Annotated in this window: 15 protein-coding genes and 1 tRNA gene; 8 read left to right on the forward strand and 8 right to left on the reverse strand. The window is 59.6% G+C overall.

Annotated elements, in window-relative coordinates; all coding sequences use genetic code 11:
• Positions 1 to 8 precede the first annotated feature (8 nt).
• A complete protein-coding gene (gene prfA, locus EPZ47_RS24850) occupies positions 9 to 1,091 on the reverse strand; it encodes a peptide chain release factor 1 (protein WP_135847143.1) in 1,083 nt (360 codons plus the stop codon).
• Complete coding sequence (hemA, locus tag EPZ47_RS24855) at positions 1,088 to 2,377, reverse strand: glutamyl-tRNA reductase (protein WP_135847144.1); 1,290 nt, start codon at positions 2,375 to 2,377, stop codon at positions 1,088 to 1,090. Before hemA ends, prfA begins: the two co-directional genes overlap by 4 nt.
• A 173-nt stretch (positions 2,378 to 2,550) precedes the next feature.
• Here hemA and EPZ47_RS24860 point away from each other — a divergent pair, with 173 nt between their 5' ends.
• The 8 genes from EPZ47_RS24860 (at position 2,551) to ychF (ending at position 9,472) form a co-directional block, all read left to right on the forward strand.
• A complete protein-coding gene (locus EPZ47_RS24860) occupies positions 2,551 to 4,275 on the forward strand; it encodes a tetratricopeptide repeat protein (RefSeq protein WP_135847145.1) in 1,725 nt (574 codons plus the stop codon).
• Between the two features lie 4 nt (positions 4,276 to 4,279).
• Positions 4,280 to 4,897 (forward strand): lipoprotein insertase outer membrane protein LolB, encoded by a 618-nt coding sequence (lolB, locus tag EPZ47_RS24865; protein WP_135847146.1) that lies wholly within the window; start codon positions 4,280 to 4,282, stop codon positions 4,895 to 4,897.
• A gap of 1 nt (position 4,898) precedes the next feature.
• Positions 4,899 to 5,750 (forward strand): 4-(cytidine 5'-diphospho)-2-C-methyl-D-erythritol kinase, encoded by an 852-nt coding sequence (gene ispE / locus EPZ47_RS24870; protein ID WP_135847147.1) that lies wholly within the window; start codon positions 4,899 to 4,901, stop codon positions 5,748 to 5,750.
• Between the two features lie 37 nt (positions 5,751 to 5,787).
• A tRNA-Gln gene (locus EPZ47_RS24875) sits at positions 5,788 to 5,862 on the forward strand.
• A gap of 47 nt (positions 5,863 to 5,909) precedes the next feature.
• Positions 5,910 to 6,851 carry a ribose-phosphate pyrophosphokinase gene (locus EPZ47_RS24880; protein WP_003171603.1) on the forward strand — a complete coding sequence of 314 codons (942 nt, stop codon included), beginning with the start codon at positions 5,910 to 5,912 and terminating at the stop codon, positions 6,849 to 6,851.
• 144 nt (positions 6,852 to 6,995) lie between these two features.
• The gene (locus EPZ47_RS24885; protein ID WP_135847148.1) at positions 6,996 to 7,598 is read left to right on the forward strand and encodes a 50S ribosomal protein L25/general stress protein Ctc; all 603 of its coding nucleotides are present in this window, start codon (positions 6,996 to 6,998) and stop codon (positions 7,596 to 7,598) included.
• A 166-nt stretch (positions 7,599 to 7,764) separates the two neighbouring features.
• Positions 7,765 to 8,349: an aminoacyl-tRNA hydrolase gene (gene pth / locus EPZ47_RS24890; protein ID WP_122564708.1), complete on the forward strand. Its 585-nt coding sequence runs from the start codon at positions 7,765 to 7,767 to the stop codon at positions 8,347 to 8,349.
• A gap of 22 nt (positions 8,350 to 8,371) precedes the next feature.
• Positions 8,372 to 9,472, forward strand: a complete 1,101-nt coding sequence (gene ychF, locus EPZ47_RS24895) for a redox-regulated ATPase YchF (protein ID WP_135847149.1) — start codon at positions 8,372 to 8,374, stop codon at positions 9,470 to 9,472.
• An 81-nt stretch (positions 9,473 to 9,553) separates the two neighbouring features.
• On the opposite strand, the gene EPZ47_RS24900 is transcribed toward ychF, so the two are convergent.
• The 6 genes from EPZ47_RS24900 to EPZ47_RS24925 all read right to left on the reverse strand — a co-directional run bounded on the left by EPZ47_RS24900 (position 9,554) and on the right by EPZ47_RS24925 (position 14,964).
• A complete protein-coding gene (locus tag EPZ47_RS24900; RefSeq protein ID WP_135847150.1) occupies positions 9,554 to 10,141 on the reverse strand; it encodes a hypothetical protein in 588 nt (195 codons plus the stop codon).
• Positions 10,142 to 10,145: 4 nt separating this feature from the next.
• A complete protein-coding gene (locus EPZ47_RS24905; RefSeq protein WP_135847151.1) occupies positions 10,146 to 10,589 on the reverse strand; it encodes a DUF3592 domain-containing protein in 444 nt (147 codons plus the stop codon).
• A gap of 146 nt (positions 10,590 to 10,735) precedes the next feature.
• Positions 10,736 to 11,932 carry an enoyl-ACP reductase FabV gene (gene fabV, locus EPZ47_RS24910; RefSeq protein WP_135847152.1) on the reverse strand — a complete coding sequence of 399 codons (1,197 nt, stop codon included), beginning with the start codon at positions 11,930 to 11,932 and terminating at the stop codon, positions 10,736 to 10,738.
• Between the two features lie 93 nt (positions 11,933 to 12,025).
• Positions 12,026 to 13,063: a sensor histidine kinase gene (locus EPZ47_RS24915; protein ID WP_135847153.1), complete on the reverse strand. Its 1,038-nt coding sequence runs from the start codon at positions 13,061 to 13,063 to the stop codon at positions 12,026 to 12,028.
• A 9-nt stretch (positions 13,064 to 13,072) separates the two neighbouring features.
• The gene (locus EPZ47_RS24920; RefSeq protein ID WP_135847154.1) at positions 13,073 to 14,533 is read right to left on the reverse strand and encodes an ATPase domain-containing protein; all 1,461 of its coding nucleotides are present in this window, start codon (positions 14,531 to 14,533) and stop codon (positions 13,073 to 13,075) included.
• On the reverse strand, positions 14,530 to 14,964 hold the full coding sequence (locus tag EPZ47_RS24925; RefSeq protein WP_238346675.1) for a hypothetical protein: 435 nt from the start codon (positions 14,962 to 14,964) through the stop codon (positions 14,530 to 14,532). Before EPZ47_RS24925 ends, EPZ47_RS24920 begins: the two co-directional genes overlap by 4 nt.
• Positions 14,965 to 15,099: the final 135 nt, after the last annotated feature.

Raw genomic sequence — 15,099 nt, forward strand, 5'->3', positions numbered from 1 at the left:
ACCTGTGCTTACTCGCCAATCGCCGCCAACTGGTCGGCCTGGTATTCGGCCAGCAACGGCTCGATTACCGCATCGACACCACCGGCAAGAATTTCGTCGAGGGAATACAGGGTCAGGTTGACACGATGATCCGTGACCCGGCCCTGGGCGAAGTTGTAGGTACGGATCCGCTCGGAACGATCGCCCGAACCCACCAGGAGTTTGCGTTCGCTGGCGATGGCATTGGCCGCGGCGCTGGTCTGCTGGTCGTTGAGCTTGGCCGACAACCAGGACATGGCCCGCGCCCGGTTCTTGTGCTGGGAGCGTTCTTCCTGGCACTCGACCACGATGCCCGAAGGCAAGTGAGTGATGCGGATCGCCGAGTCAGTCTTGTTGACGTGCTGGCCGCCCGCACCGGAGGAGCGGTAGGTGTCGACCCGCAGGTCCGCCGGGTTGATCTCGATGGCTTCCTGCTCGTCCGGCTCGGGCAATACCGCCACGGTGCAGGCCGAGGTATGGATACGCCCCTGGGATTCGGTGGCTGGTACGCGCTGCACACGGTGGGCGCCGGATTCGAACTTCAGCTTGCCGTAGACGTTGTCACCCTCGACACGGGCGATGACTTCTTTATAGCCACCGTGCTCGCCTTCGTTCTCCGAAAGGATCTCCACGCGCCAGCCGCGACGTTCGGCGTACCGCGAATACATGCGGAACAGGTCGCCGGAAAAAATCGCCGCCTCGTCGCCACCGGTACCGGCACGGATCTCAAGAAATACGTTGCGCCCGTCGTTCGGGTCCTTGGGCAGCAGCATGCGTTGCAGGCTGCTTTCCAGTTCAAGCAGTTGCTCCTTGGCTTCGCGGACTTCCTCGACCGCCATTTCGCGCATGTCCGGATCACTGTCCTTGAGCAGCGCCTGGGCACCTTCGAGGTCACCCTGGACTTTGAGCAACTGTTTATAGGTGGCGACAATCGGCTCGACTTCCGCATATTCCTTGGAATAAGTACGGAATTTATTCTGGTCGGAAATGACTTCGCCATCGCCCAGCAAGGCGGTCAGTTCTTCGAAACGGTCCTGGAGGATGTCCAGTTTATTGAGCAGTGACGCTTTCATTGCGGTTTTTTATCCGAAAAGCTATCCGGTGAGCCCTCACCGAGGGCAAAGAGTTCCTGGGCCATGGCCAGCGCATCGAGGCGGCCTTCGGCGGTCAGCTTCTTGAGCTGAACACTGGGGGCGTGGAGCAATTTGTTGGTCAGGCCGCGGGCCAATTGCACCAGCACCTCTTCGGCATTGCCACCGTTGGCCAGCAGGCGCTGGGCCTTTTGCAGTTCCTCGTCGCGCAGGCGTTCGCTCTGCTGCCGATAGGCCTTGAGCACATCCACCGCCGCCAGTTCGCGCAGGCGCACCATGAAATCGTCGGCGCCGACGGTGATCATCTCTTCCGCCGCCTGGGCCGCGCCTTGCCGGCTCTTGAGGTTCTCGGCGACCACTTCGTGCAGATCATCGACGCTGTAGAGATAAACGTCGTCGAGTTCGCCGACTTCCGGCTCGATGTCCCGGGGGACGGCAATGTCCACCATGAAGATCGGTTTGTGCTTGCGCAGCTTCAGGGCGCTTTCCACCGCACCCTTGCCCAGGATCGGCAATTGGCTGGCGGTGGAACTGATGACGATGTCGCTGTGCACCAGCTCGGCCGGGATGTCCGACAGCAGCACCGCGTGGGCGCCAAACTGCTCGGCCAGGGTACTGGCGCGCTCCAGGGTCCGGTTGGCGACGACGATGCGCTTGACCCCCAGGTCGTGCAGATGGCGGGCAACCAGGGTAATGGTCTCGCCGGCGCCGATCAGCAGCGCCTGGCTGCGTTGCAAATCGCTGAAAATCTGTTTCGCCAGGCTGACGGCGGCAAACGCCACTGACACCGGGTTCTCGCCGATGGCGGTGTCGGTGCGCACCTGCTTGGCGGCGTTGAACGTGGCCTGGAACAGCCGCCCCAGCAGCGGACCGACGGTGCCGGCCTCCCGCGCCACGGCGTAGGCCGACTTCATCTGGCCGAGAATCTGCGGCTCGCCCAGTACCAGCGAATCGAGCCCCGAGGCGACGCGCATCATGTGACGAACGGCCGCATCGTCCTCATGCACATAGGCACTGGCGCGCAGCTCTTCAAGGCTCAGGTTGTGATATTCGGCCAGCCAGCGCAGCACTGAATCTGCCGAAACGTGATCCTGTTCTATATAAAGCTCGCTGCGGTTGCAGGTGGAGAGGATCGCAGCTTCGCGGCTGTCGGTGAGTCGGCAGAGCTGCTGCAGGGCCTCAACCAGCTGCTCAGGCGTAAAGGCCACGCGCTCGCGGACGTCTACTGAAGCAGTCTTGTGGTTAATACCAAGTGCAAGGAAGGCCATTCAAGGTCGCTGATAGTGACGTGAAGCCGGCAATTGTCCTACTTCGCCAGATTCAGAACAACCACTCGATCTCTATCACTGCGCACCCGCGCCGTAAATCGACGGGGCGGTTATGTTTGACCGAAGGCTTGTGTCATGATGATCCGACCGCAGGTTAGTCGTCCTCTTCCTATATGAATAGATCTTCCGCGTTGCTCCTCGCTTTTGCCTTGCTCAGCGGCTGCCAGTCCATGGCCCCCGTGTCGACGGACGGCACGCCGCCGGTCGAAGACAGCACGCAGGCGCCTGAAAAAACCAAGGTCTACGGCTCGTTCAGCGAAGAAACCATCTTCAGCCTGTTGAGTGCCGAACTGGCGGGCCAGCGCAATCGCTTCGACATTGCGCTGGACAACTACGTGACCCAGGCCATCAACACCCAGGACCCGGGCATCTCCGAGCGGGCGTTTCGCATCGCCGAGTACCTGGGAGCCGACCAGCCCGCACTGGATACCGCGCTGATCTGGGCCAAGAATGCCCCGGACGATCTTGACGCGCAGCGCGCTGCCGCCGTGCAACTGGCGCGGGCCGGACGCTACGACGACTCCATGATGTATATGGAGAAGGTCCTGCTGGGCAAGGGCGACACCCATTTCGACTTCCTTGCGCTGTCCGCCGCCGACACCGACCAGGAAACCCGCAACGGCCTGATGAAAAGCTTCGACCGCCTGTTGCAGCGTCACCCGAACAACGGCCAGCTGATTTTCGGCAAAGCCCTGCTGCTGCAACAGGATGGCGACACCCAGGGCGCCCTCACCCTGCTGGAAGACAACCCACCGGAAGCCGGTGAAGTGGCGCCGATCCTGCTGCGCGCACGCCTGCTGCAAGGCTTGAACCGCGGCGACGAAGCGCTGCCGCTGCTGGAAAAAAGCATCAAGAAGTACCCGGACGACAAACGCCTGCGCCTCACCTACGCCCGCATGCTGGTGGAAAACAACCGCATGGACGACGCCAAGGTGGAGTTCTCCAGCCTGGTCCAGCAGTACCCGGAAGACGACGAGCTGCGCTATTCCCTGGCGCTGGTTTGCCTGGAAGCCAAGGCCTGGGACGAGGCCAAGGGTTATCTGGAAGACCTGATCGCTCGGGAGAGCCATGTCGACTCGGCTCACCTGAACCTGGGGCGCATCGCTGAAGAGCGCAACGACCCCGAGACCGCGTTGATCGAGTATGCCCAGGTCGGCCCGGGCAACGACTATCTGCCGGCGCAATTGCGCCAGGCCGATATCCTGATGAGCAACGGCAAGACCGCCGAGGCCCAGAGCCGCCTCGCCGTACAGCGCGACTCCCAGCCGGACTACGGCATCCAGCTGTACCTGATCGAAGCCGAGACCCTGTCGGCCAACAATCAGGGCGACAAAGCCTGGAACGTGTTGCAACAAGCCTTGAAGCAGTACCCGGACGATCTGAACCTGCTGTACACCCGTGCGATGCTGGCGGAAAAGCGCAATGACCTGGCCCAGATGGAAAAAGACCTGCGCCTGATCATCCAGCGTGACCCGGACAACGCCATGGCCCTCAACGCCCTGGGCTACACCTTGTCGGATCGCACCACCCGCTACGACGAAGCCAAGGTGCTGATCGAGCAGGCCCACCAGCTCAATCCGGAAGACCCGGCGGTGCTCGACAGCCTCGGCTGGGTGAACTTCCGGCTGGGCAACCTCGATGAAGCCGAACGCCTGTTGCGCCAAGCCCTGGAGCGTTTCCCCGATCAGGAGGTCGCCGCTCACCTGGGCGAGGTCCTGTGGGCCAATGGCAAACAACGCGAAGCCCGGCAGATCTGGAGCAAGTTCCTCAAGGACCAGCCCGACAGTCCCATTTTGCGCAGCACCATCAAACGCCTGACCGGATCAGAGACCCTTTAAGATTATGTTTTTGCGCCATTTCATCGTGTTCAGCTTTATCGCCCTGCTCGCCGGTTGCGCGGGCTTCGGCGCCCGTGAATCCGTCCAGGGCCACGGCAGCCCGGCCCAGTGGCGTGAACACAAGCAACAACTGAGCGGCCTCGACGGCTGGCAAATCGACGGCAAGATCGGCATCCGCGCACCGAAGGATTCAGGCAGCGGCACGTTGTTCTGGTTGCAACGCCAGGACTACTACGACATTCGCCTGTCAGGGCCTCTGGGTCGCGGTGCGGCCCGCCTGACCGGCCGGCCGGGCCAGGTCTCGCTGGAAGTCGCCAACCAGGGTCGCTATGAGGCGCCCACCCCAGAAGCGTTGCTCGAAGAACAACTGGGCTGGAAATTGCCGGTATCCCATCTGACCTGGTGGGTTCGCGGGCTACCCGCACCGGACAGCAAAAGCCGCCTGACCCTCGACGCCGACAGCCGCCTGTCCAACCTGGAACAGGATGACTGGCAGATCGAATACTTAAGCTATGCCCAGCAGAACGGCTACTGGCTGCCCGAACGCATCAAACTGCACGGCAGCAATCTCGACGTCACGCTGGTGATCAAGCAATGGCAGCCGCGCAAGCTGGGGCAATGACATGACCGCTCCACGCCTGACCCTGCCCTCCCCGGCCAAGCTCAACCTGATGCTGCACATCCTCGGTCGTCGCCCGGACGGTTATCACGAGCTGCAGACGATTTTTCAGTTTCTGGACTACGGCGACGAAATCACCTTTGCCGTGCGCGACGACGGCGTGATTCGCCTGCACACCGAATTCGACGGCGTGCCCCACGACAGCAATCTGATCGTCAAGGCCGCGAAAAAACTCCAGGAACAATCCGCTTGTTCGCTGGGCATCGATATCTGGATCGAAAAAATCCTGCCCATGGGCGGCGGTATCGGTGGCGGCAGTTCGAATGCGGCGACGACTTTACTCGGGCTCAACCACCTCTGGCAGCTGGGCTGGGACACGGATCGCCTGGCTGCGCTGGGCCTGACACTAGGCGCCGACGTGCCGGTTTTCGTGCGTGGCCACGCCGCTTTTGCCGAGGGCGTCGGGGAAAAACTCACCCCGGTGGACCCCGAGGAACCCTGGTACTTGGTACTGGTGCCGCAAGTATCTGTAAGTACAGCAGAAATTTTTTCAGATCCGCTGTTGACACGTAACTCTCCTCCCATTAAAGTGCGCCCCGTTCCCAAGGGAAACAGTCGAAATGACTGCTTACCGGTGGTAGCAAGGCGTTACCCAGATGTTCGTAACGCATTGAATTTGTTAGGTAAATTTACCGAAGCAAAACTCACCGGAACTGGAAGTTGTGTGTTTGGGGGCTTCCCAAGCAAAGCTGAAGCTGATAAAGTCTCGGCCCTTCTGACAGAGACCCTTACAGGGTTTGTAGCAAAAGGAAGCAACGTTTCGATGTTGCATCGCAAGCTGCAAAGTCTGCTCTAAAAGGAATCGAGTGCTGGGCACTCGCAGCAACAGATACAGGGGCGTCGCCAAGCGGTAAGGCAGCAGGTTTTGATCCTGCCATGCGTTGGTTCGAATCCAGCCGCCCCTGCCATTTTCCTATACTCATCCAGGTATACCCTCAGCCTTCAGGTACTGCGCGTGTCCAAGATGATGGTCTTTACGGGGAACGCTAACCCCGATCTGGCTCGGCGTGTCGTACGTCAGCTGCATATCCCTCTCGGTGACATCTCTGTCGGTAAGTTCTCCGACGGCGAAATCACTGCCGAGATCAATGAAAACGTTCGCGGTAAAGACGTTTTCATTATTCAGCCGACTTGCGCTCCGACCAACGATAACCTGATGGAACTCGTCGTGATGGCTGATGCCTTTCGCCGTTCCTCGGCTACTCGTATCACTGCTGTTATTCCTTACTTTGGTTATGCCCGTCAGGATCGCCGTCCGCGTTCCGCACGTGTGGCTATCAGCGCGAAAGTCGTGGCTGACATGCTTACCGTAGTCGGCATCGATCGTGTACTCACGGTTGACTTGCATGCTGACCAGATTCAGGGCTTCTTCGATATTCCCGTGGATAACATCTACGGCTCCCCAGTCCTGGTGGATGATATTGAAGATCAGCGCTTCGAAAACCTGATGATCGTGTCCCCGGACATTGGTGGCGTCGTGCGTGCACGGGCCGTTGCCAAATCCCTGGGCGTGGATCTGGGTATCATCGACAAACGCCGTGAGAAAGCCAATCACTCCGAAGTGATGCACATCATCGGCGACGTCGAAGGGCGTACCTGTATTCTGGTCGACGACATGGTCGATACCGCCGGCACCCTGTGCCACGCGGCCAAGGCCCTGAAAGAGCATGGCGCTGCCAAGGTCTTTGCCTACTGCACACACCCTGTGTTGTCGGGTCGGGCAATCGAAAACATTGAAAATTCCGTGCTGGACGAACTGGTGGTGACCAACACCATCCCGTTGTCCGCAGCAGCACAAGCCTGTGCGCGTATCCGTCAACTGGATATCGCACCGGTTGTTGCCGAAGCGGTTCGCCGCATCAGCAATGAAGAATCGATCAGCGCGATGTTCCGCTAAGGGCCCTGCCCTTGCCGTGACATCTCGTTGACGAAAAGCGCCCCGCCCCGGCATTCACTGCCGGGGCGGGGCTTTTTTGCCCATATCGCCTTTAGCGCTGGTCGCAAGCGCTGGGGGTGAATGTGGTTACTTTGGAGATACAACATGAACGAATTTACCCTGAATGCTGAAGTGCGTTCCGACCTGGGGAAAGGTGCGAGCCGCCGCCTGCGTCGTCTCGCAAGCCTGGTTCCAGCTGTAGTCTACGGTGGCGAGAAAGCCCCTGAGTCCATCAGCATGCTGGCCAAAGAAGTTGCCAAGCTGCTCGAAAACGAAGCGGCTTACAGCCACATCATCGAGCTGAACGTTGGTGGCACCAAGCAAAACGTCGTGATCAAAGCCCTGCAACGTCACCCGGCCAAAGGCCACGTGATGCACGCTGACTTCGTACGCGTAGTCGCTGGCCAGAAACTGACCGCTATCGTGCCTGTGCACTTCGTTGGCGAAGCTGCTCCGATCAAGAAAGGCGGCGAAATTTCGCACGTTGTTTCGGAAATCGAAGTGACCTGCCTGCCGAAAGACCTGCCTGAATTCATCGAAGTCGACCTGGCTGACGCCGAAGTTGGCACGATCATTCACCTGTCCGACCTCAAGGCTCCTAAAGGCGTTGAGTTTGTTGCTCTGGCACACGGCGATGACAAGGCTGTTGCCAACGTCCACGCTCCACGTGTTGCTCCAGAAGCTACTGAAGAAGGCGCTGCAGAGTAATTTCACTCTGTCGCCGGAGTGACCGGAAACATCGCGGACTGGAACGTAGCGAAACAGCGGGCGAGAACGCGAAGTTTACTTAACGGTAGATCCGCACTTTTCGTCCACTGTCGCCATACCGTTTGAGCGCGACGTTGTTATCCACACTCCAGGAAGGGCCCCTATCGTGACTGCCATTAAACTGATCGTTGGCCTGGGAAATCCAGGCGCCGAATACGAACAGACCCGGCATAACGCAGGGGCCCTTTTTGTTGAGCGCATCGCGCACGCACAAGGCGTCAGCCTGGCGGCCGATCGCAAATATTTCGGCCTGACCGGGCGCTTCTCGCATCAGGGTCAGGATGTTCGTCTGTTGATTCCCACCACCTACATGAACCGCAGCGGCCAGGCCGTGGCGGCATTGGCCGGTTTCTTTCGCATAACGCCTGAAGAAATCCTGGTGGCCCACGACGAACTCGACCTGCCTCCGGGCGTCGCCAAGCTCAAGCAGGGCGGCGGCCATGGCGGTCACAACGGGTTGCGCGACATCATCGCGCAACTGGGTAATCAGAATACCTTTCACCGCCTGCGGCTCGGCATCGGCCACCCGGGCGTTGCCAGTATGGTTTCAAACTTTGTCCTGGGTCGTGCGCCTCGCGCCGAACAGGAAAAACTCGATGCCAGCATCGACTTTGCCCTCGGCGTGCTGCCGGATATCCTCGCCGGGGAATGGAACCGTGCGATGAAAAACCTGCACAGCCAGAAGGCCTGACACTTATCCGAGGGGAAACACCATGGGATTCAATTGCGGCATCGTCGGCCTGCCTAACGTCGGCAAGTCCACCCTGTTCAACGCCCTGACCAAATCCGGTATCGCGGCTGAGAACTTCCCCTTCTGCACCATCGAGCCGAACACCGGCATCGTGCCGATGCCCGACCCACGCCTGGACGCCCTGGCGGCCATCGTGATCCCGGAGCGCGTGCTGCCAACCACCATGGAGTTCGTCGACATCGCCGGCCTGGTAGCCGGGGCCTCGAAAGGTGAAGGCCTGGGCAACAAGTTCCTGGCCAACATTCGTGAAACCGATGCCATCGCCCACGTGGTCCGCTGCTTCGAAGACGAGAACGTGATTCACGTCTCCAACAGCGTCGACCCGAAACGCGATATCGAGATCATCGACCTGGAACTGATCTTCGCCGACCTCGACAGCTGCGAGAAGCAACTGCAAAAAGTCGCTCGCAATGCCAAGGGTGGCGACAAAGACGCCGTCGCCCAGAAAGCCCTGCTCGAGCAGTTGATCGCCCACTTCACCTTGGGCAAGCCGGCACGCAGCCTGATCAAGAACATGGGCGTCGATGAGAAGCAGATCGTTCGCGGCTTCCACCTGCTGACCACCAAGCCGGTCATGTACATTGCCAACGTTGCCGAAGATGGCTTCGAGAACAATCCACTGCTGGACGTGGTAAAAGCCATCGCCGAAGAAGAAGGCGCCATAGTGGTCCCGGTCTGCAACAAGATCGAAGCGGAAATCGCCGAGCTCGAAGACGGCGAAGAGAAGGACATGTTCCTCGAGGCCCTGGGCCTGGAAGAACCTGGCCTGAACCGCGTGATCCGCGCCGGCTATGAAATGCTCAACCTGCAGACGTACTTCACCGCTGGCGTAAAAGAAGTCCGCGCCTGGACCGTTCGCGTCGGTGCCACCGCGCCACAAGCCGCGGCCGTGATCCATACCGACTTCGAAAAAGGCTTCATCCGCGCCGAAGTCATCGCCTATGACGATTTCATCCAGTACAAGGGTGAAGCCGGCGCCAAGGAAGCCGGTAAATGGCGTCTGGAAGGCAAGGAATACATCGTCAAGGATGGCGACGTGATGCACTTCCGCTTCAACGTCTGACGTTGTTGGTAGCATAGAAAAAGCCGCGTTGATTCGCGGCTTTTTCGTGTGTGGGCGGGCCTGCTTCGCAAATAAACACGTCTAGAACAGATAGCCGATGTAGATCGCCCCGCCACCACCGGCCTGCACACCAGCGTTCATGCCGGCCATGACCAGCGCGCCCTTGGCCGACCGCGCCAACTGCCGGTTGACCGTGGTGGACGCAATGAGCGCGGTCGCCGGATTGGAGCTCAGCGCCACCGACAACGCCAGCAACTTGGGATCAAGCCCAAACAGCAGCGCCGTGGCAGAACCGCCGACCACCAGGCCGCCTCCCACTTCGGTATACATGCAAGGGCCGGTGATATCGTCACTGGTCAGGTCGCGACTGGCCAAGGCGTCGCTGACAAACACTTTGCCGAAGCTGGGAAAAGCCTCTGCCGCGCCGACGCCAGCCACGCTCTTGCCCTTGATCTGGATATTGATCTTGCCAAAACGCGGCAGCCGCGCACCAAATCCGGCCCCCACCCCGACGCCGCCATAGCGGTAGCTGACGTCCTCACCTTGGGGCGAACGCAGGGTGATCGAACCACCACTGCCCGCCACCATGACCACGGTCAGGCCGCCACCACTGGCGGTTTGGTACTGCCAGCGACTTTCATTGAGCGGAATTGGGATGTTGTAGCTCATACGTTCAAAATCCTTTATGTGAATGAACCGCACCGTGACCGCGCTGACGAATGACTTTTGCCAGACCAGCCAGGGTAAACATCAGGCCGAGGCACCCCAGCAGCCCGGCAGGCCCCCAAAGCGCACCCGGATCATCAACGATAGCGCTGCCGACCGGACGCTCGGGCAAGTAATGCACGCGTACCGTCTGCCCCTGCCGATAGCCGAAGATTATGCCGCCTTGGGGATAAGAGATTTTTTCGCCAGTGCCGGTGGTGAAGGCGATCTCAGGATGGGAACCGCCGGCATTCAAGTGGCTGACAGTGCCTTCAGCGGTCTGTGCGCGGGCGAGAAACTCGCGGCGGTCAAGCGTGAGATTGACGGCAATGCCCAACAGGACGATACCAATCAGGGCAAACAGCAGGCCCAGCAGTATCTTCCCGATGTTTGACGGGGTGTCGTTAGCCATGGTTTGCCTCGGCGTTCGTCCATGAAAGAGGGACGGCAGGATAACAAAGAAGCTTCGTTATGCCACATCCCCGGCAAAATGATTGATGACCAGGAGAAGCCGCTGCCTCTTGCATTGCGCGTCAAGGCAGCTTCCAGACTGATGGCCTATGCCTGGACCAGATTGGCAATCTTCACGTCTGGATCGACGTCAGCCTCATAGTCCACCCCTTCGATCCCGAAGCCGAAGAGACGCAGGAACTCCGCTTTGTAACCGACAAAGTCAGTCAGCTCATAAAGGTTATCCGTGCTGACCTGATCCCAGAGCTGCTTGACGCGGTCCTGGACTTCGGGAGCCAGCTCCTTGTAGTCCGCGCGCAGGCGTCCTTCCTCGTCCATCACTGGAGATTGGCTGTACAAGCTGTCCTTGTAGAGCCCATGGACCTGTTCGATACAACCCTCGTGCGTGCCCTGTGCCTTCATGACTTTAAACAGCAATGACAGGTACAGCGGCATGATCGGGATCGCTGAACTGGCCTGAGTCACCACCGCTTTCAATACCGAGACCCGCGCATCGCCCCCCAGAACAGCCAATCGTTCACGAATGCCAAGGACTTTCTGATCCAGGTCCTTCTTGGCCGCGCCAATAGAGCCATTCCAGTAGATGTCATGCGTCAGCTTTTCGCCCAGGTAGGTGAACGCAGTCGTTTTCGCCCCATCAGCCAGAACACCCGCTTCGTGCAGGGCATCGATCCACATCTGCCAGTCTTCGCCGCCCATCACGGCCACCGTGCCATCGATCTCGCTTTGGGTCGCCGGCTCCAGGGTGGTGTCCTTGACCACTTCTTTATCCGTATCCACACCCTTCAAGGTCACGGCCTTGTCGAGTGGCTTGAGGGTAGAGCTCAGTACGGCACCAGTCTTGGGGTGCGTGCGGCGTGGCGCGGCCAGGCTGTACACAACGAGGTCGACCTTGCCGAAGTCGCGTTTGATGACGTCGATGGTCTGCTGTTTGATCTCATCGGAAAAAGCGTCGCCGTTGATGCTCTTGGCGTAGAGGCCCTCGGACTCGGCAAACGAGTGAAAGGCCGCAGTGTTGTACCAGCCGGCAGTGCCGAGCTTGCCTGCATCACTTCCACGTTCAAAAAACACACCGAGCGTCTTGGCGCCACAACCAAAAGCGGCGGTGATCCGCGCAGCAAGGCCGTAACCGGTCGATGCGCCGATCACGAGTACGTTCTTTGGCCCATCAGCGATGGGGCCTTGTGCGCTAACGTAGTCGATCTGACTCTTGACGTTGGCTTCGCAGCCAGTGGGGTGGGTCGTCACACAGACAAAGCCACGAACGCGCGGTTTGATGATCATAAAGGGACCTGCCTCTTCCAGGATGTAGAGTGCCAACACTGGCTATAAAGTCGTAGACGCCTGGAAAGTTGAAGCGTCACGGTGAATGTTCCTTTACGTGGTTTGGTTCACCAACGGCAACCTCACCACGAACTCACTCCCCTGGCCATCCCCCGCGCTCCTGCCGGTCACGGTGCCGCCGTGGCTTTCGACCAACTCGCGTACCACCGTCAGACCAATGCCCAGGCCAGCGCCATTGAAACCGACGGCGTGAACGTCCTGCACAAACGGCTCGAAAATGAACGGCAGCGCCTTGGCCGAGATGCCTATGCCGCTATCGCGGAGACTGATCTCCACCTTGCCGACCTCGACCGTGGCCGAAAACCTGATCGTGCCACCAGCGGGTGTGTACTTGGCGGCATTGCCCAGCAAGTTGTCAAAAATCTGAGCGAGCCGCACCGAGTCACCGTTCACCGATAATGCACACTCGGGTAATTCGGCGCTGAGGTGCAGGTTGCCAGAGAGCATGACCGGCCGACAGTTGTCGATGGACTCATGAATGATCTGAACGATATCGACCATCTGGCAATCGAGGCGAAACTTACCGGTCTTGACCCGAGAGACGTCGAGCAAGTCTTCGACCAACCGAGACATGTGCCGCACCTGGCTTTCGATCAACTTCTGCATGCGCGGCAGTTCCTCACTGGGCACCCGTGCCAGTCGGCCGGCAATCATGCTGATGGGGGTCAGGGGATTACGCAGTTCATGGGCCACCAGGGCGAGGACGCTACGCTGGCGCTCCAGCGCGCGTTCGGCCGAGGCCTTCAGATGTTGCGCGCTGAGGGCGGCGATGACCAATAGCTCATTGGCTTCGCGCATATCCAGATACAGCTGTTGTTGTTCGACCGCCTGGGTGTTTTTTGGCTTTTCAGCCTCGGACTGGGCCGACAGGATCGCCAGGACCAACTGCTGATTGGCCTCGATCAACTGCTCGATCTGCTGCTTATCGGCCAGTTGAGTGCTGGCGTCGCGCAGCTCCTTCTGCAACGCCGCCAGCACCGCCCGCGCCTCGACGGTTTTCTGGCCAAGCAGGAACAGCTCGCGAGCGACCGTGGCCTTCGCTTGCTCATTCTTGCCATTGCCCTCATCCATGATCGTGACTCATCCCGCGCCGTGGCCGGAACGTCGCAAGGTAGGCCGGCCGCCGAGCAACCCCTCCTGATCCGGCAACATTTCGCCGATCTGTAAACCGTTGTCGTCGATGCGATAAAGGCGTAGCTCATCGGAGTGGGCACTGGCCCGCACCTTGACCACGGCCATGATGCGCAATAAACGGCTCTGCACTTCAATGTAGCGCTGAACGATGATGGCGTCGGTGAGAAACGCTGTGCCGTAAGGACTGAAACGCAGATCGGTGTAGCGGTCCTCCAGCTCCGAAGTCAGCAATACCGTGACACCGGCGCTGGTCAACGCCGTGACCATGCGCGACAGCGACTCGCGAAAGTCCTCGCGAAAGGTCGGCGCCAGCGCCAGTTCGAAGCCCGACAGCGAATCAATGACCACCCGGGTCGCTTTCAGGCGGGCGATCTCGCCCAGCAGCAAGTGCACGATTTCGTCGATGGACAGGTCCGGCGCGCGGCTATCCACCAGCCCGACTTTTCCACATTGAATCAAGTGGGTGAGCGTGGCGTTCTGGGAGTGATTGGGACGCTGTTCAAACACCGCGATCACACCGGTCTCACCGTTGCGCGCGCCTTCGGCGAGAAAGGACGCCGCCAGAATGCTTTTACCCGAACCGGACGGGCCCGCCACTAACAAGGAATACCCGCGCGGCAGGCCACCGCCGAGCATGTCATCGAGCTGCGGTACACCCATTGCCAGGCGCTTGATGGGAAATTCCATCGACGTTTCGCTCGGGTTGAAGGGAGCGGGGGCAAATACCTTGATTCCTGACGCGGCGATACGGAAGGTGTGCAGGCCCGGCAGCGTCGGCTGGCCGCGCATCTTCATGATTTCCATCTTGCGCACCATGGAGTTGCGCTGAACGCTCTGGCGCAGCCAGATCAGCCCATCGGCGACGGTGAAAATCGGGTTGGTATCGGTTTCGGTGAAATATTCGCCGATCAAAAACGTCGTGGCCTGCCAGGTGGTCATCAGCATGCCCAACTGCTGGACGAACTGCGGCAAGTTGTTATTGGGGTTGTCCTGGGTCTGGCTGGCCAGCACCACCGAACGGAACGAGTCAACGAACACCAGCGCCGGGGAGTGAGCCTCCACCTCGCTGACAATGCGTCGCAGCACTTCGTCCAGATCCCCGGCCAGGGTGTCGTCAGCCAGGTTGACGTAGCGGATCGATTGATTGATCGCCTCGCTGTCAAAGAAGTCGAACTGCTGTTGATAACGCAGCATCTTCAGCGGCGGCTCGCCCAACACAGTAAAAAACAGCGCGGGACGCTCTGGGGTCGCCAGGGCAAACATCATCTGGTGCGCGAGGGTGGTCTTGCCGCAACCGGGGGGGCCGGCGATCAGGTTGAACGAAAACTCCGGCAACCCTCCGCCCAAGACCTCGTCCAGTCCTGGCACGCCGGTGGCCAAGCGGTTGATAGTCACTTTGGTGCTCATGGCGAATTTTCCTGCGAAGGGGTGTCGCTCAAAGAAGGTTCCCACACGCCACGAAGCAAACGTGCGGTGAGCGAGGGCCCGATCAGCGTAGTCAGTAACTCGTAGAATATAGTCAGCAACATTTCACCGAAAAACAGCGCATCGGCTTCGCTTTGCTCAACGAGTACAGATTTAAGGGCAGTCAGAGCCAGGCCAGGCGGCACCTTGTCGCAGATGCTGGCCAGGCGCGGATAAGTGGATGCGCACAGGTGCAGGCTGCGGCGATAAAGCGCCGCAACCCCTTGTGGACCGATGACGGGCGTAAGAGCAGCCTCTATATCCTGCAGAATTGAAATGATCGCGTGGGCGGTCTTTGCAATGTCAGCGTTGGGGCCAACGCGGTGCGCCAGAGAAGCTACGATCTGACGGCTCTCTTCGCTTAGCGTGGACATAGCTAACTGATATCTGATGGATAGAAATCGATAGTACACCCTCAAGCCGGTTATCGAGACCCTATTGGGCAAAGCAATGCAATTGCGATCATTTACCGTCAGTGAATAAACCCAGCCCGGATGATCGTCCAGACT

It is taken from the genome of Pseudomonas viciae (assembly GCF_004786035.1).
In the GTDB taxonomy this organism is placed as follows: Bacteria; Pseudomonadota; Gammaproteobacteria; order Pseudomonadales; family Pseudomonadaceae; genus Aquipseudomonas; species Aquipseudomonas viciae.

Excerpts from the sequence above, each read along its gene's own strand:
- EPZ47_RS24915 (WP_135847153.1), bottom strand. The coding sequence starts at position 13,063 with ATGGATGAGGGCAATGGCAAGAATGAGCAAGCGAAGGCCACGGTCGCT.
- ychF (WP_135847149.1), top strand. The coding sequence starts at position 8,372 with ATGGGATTCAATTGCGGCATCGTCGGCCTGCCTAACGTCGGCAAGTCC.
- ispE (WP_135847147.1), top strand. The coding sequence starts at position 4,899 with ATGACCGCTCCACGCCTGACCCTGCCCTCCCCGGCCAAGCTCAACCTG.
- fabV (WP_135847152.1), bottom strand. The coding sequence starts at position 11,932 with ATGATCATCAAACCGCGCGTTCGTGGCTTTGTCTGTGTGACGACCCAC.
- EPZ47_RS24920 (WP_135847154.1), bottom strand. The coding sequence starts at position 14,533 with ATGAGCACCAAAGTGACTATCAACCGCTTGGCCACCGGCGTGCCAGGA.
- hemA (WP_135847144.1), bottom strand. The coding sequence starts at position 2,377 with ATGGCCTTCCTTGCACTTGGTATTAACCACAAGACTGCTTCAGTAGAC.
- lolB (WP_135847146.1), top strand. The coding sequence starts at position 4,280 with ATGTTTTTGCGCCATTTCATCGTGTTCAGCTTTATCGCCCTGCTCGCC.
- EPZ47_RS24885 (WP_135847148.1), top strand. The coding sequence starts at position 6,996 with ATGAACGAATTTACCCTGAATGCTGAAGTGCGTTCCGACCTGGGGAAA.
- EPZ47_RS24905 (WP_135847151.1), bottom strand. The coding sequence starts at position 10,589 with ATGGCTAACGACACCCCGTCAAACATCGGGAAGATACTGCTGGGCCTG.
- EPZ47_RS24860 (WP_135847145.1), top strand. The coding sequence starts at position 2,551 with ATGAATAGATCTTCCGCGTTGCTCCTCGCTTTTGCCTTGCTCAGCGGC.
- prfA (WP_135847143.1), bottom strand. The coding sequence starts at position 1,091 with ATGAAAGCGTCACTGCTCAATAAACTGGACATCCTCCAGGACCGTTTC.
- EPZ47_RS24925 (WP_238346675.1), bottom strand. The coding sequence starts at position 14,964 with ATGTCCACGCTAAGCGAAGAGAGCCGTCAGATCGTAGCTTCTCTGGCG.
- EPZ47_RS24900 (WP_135847150.1), bottom strand. The coding sequence starts at position 10,141 with ATGAGCTACAACATCCCAATTCCGCTCAATGAAAGTCGCTGGCAGTAC.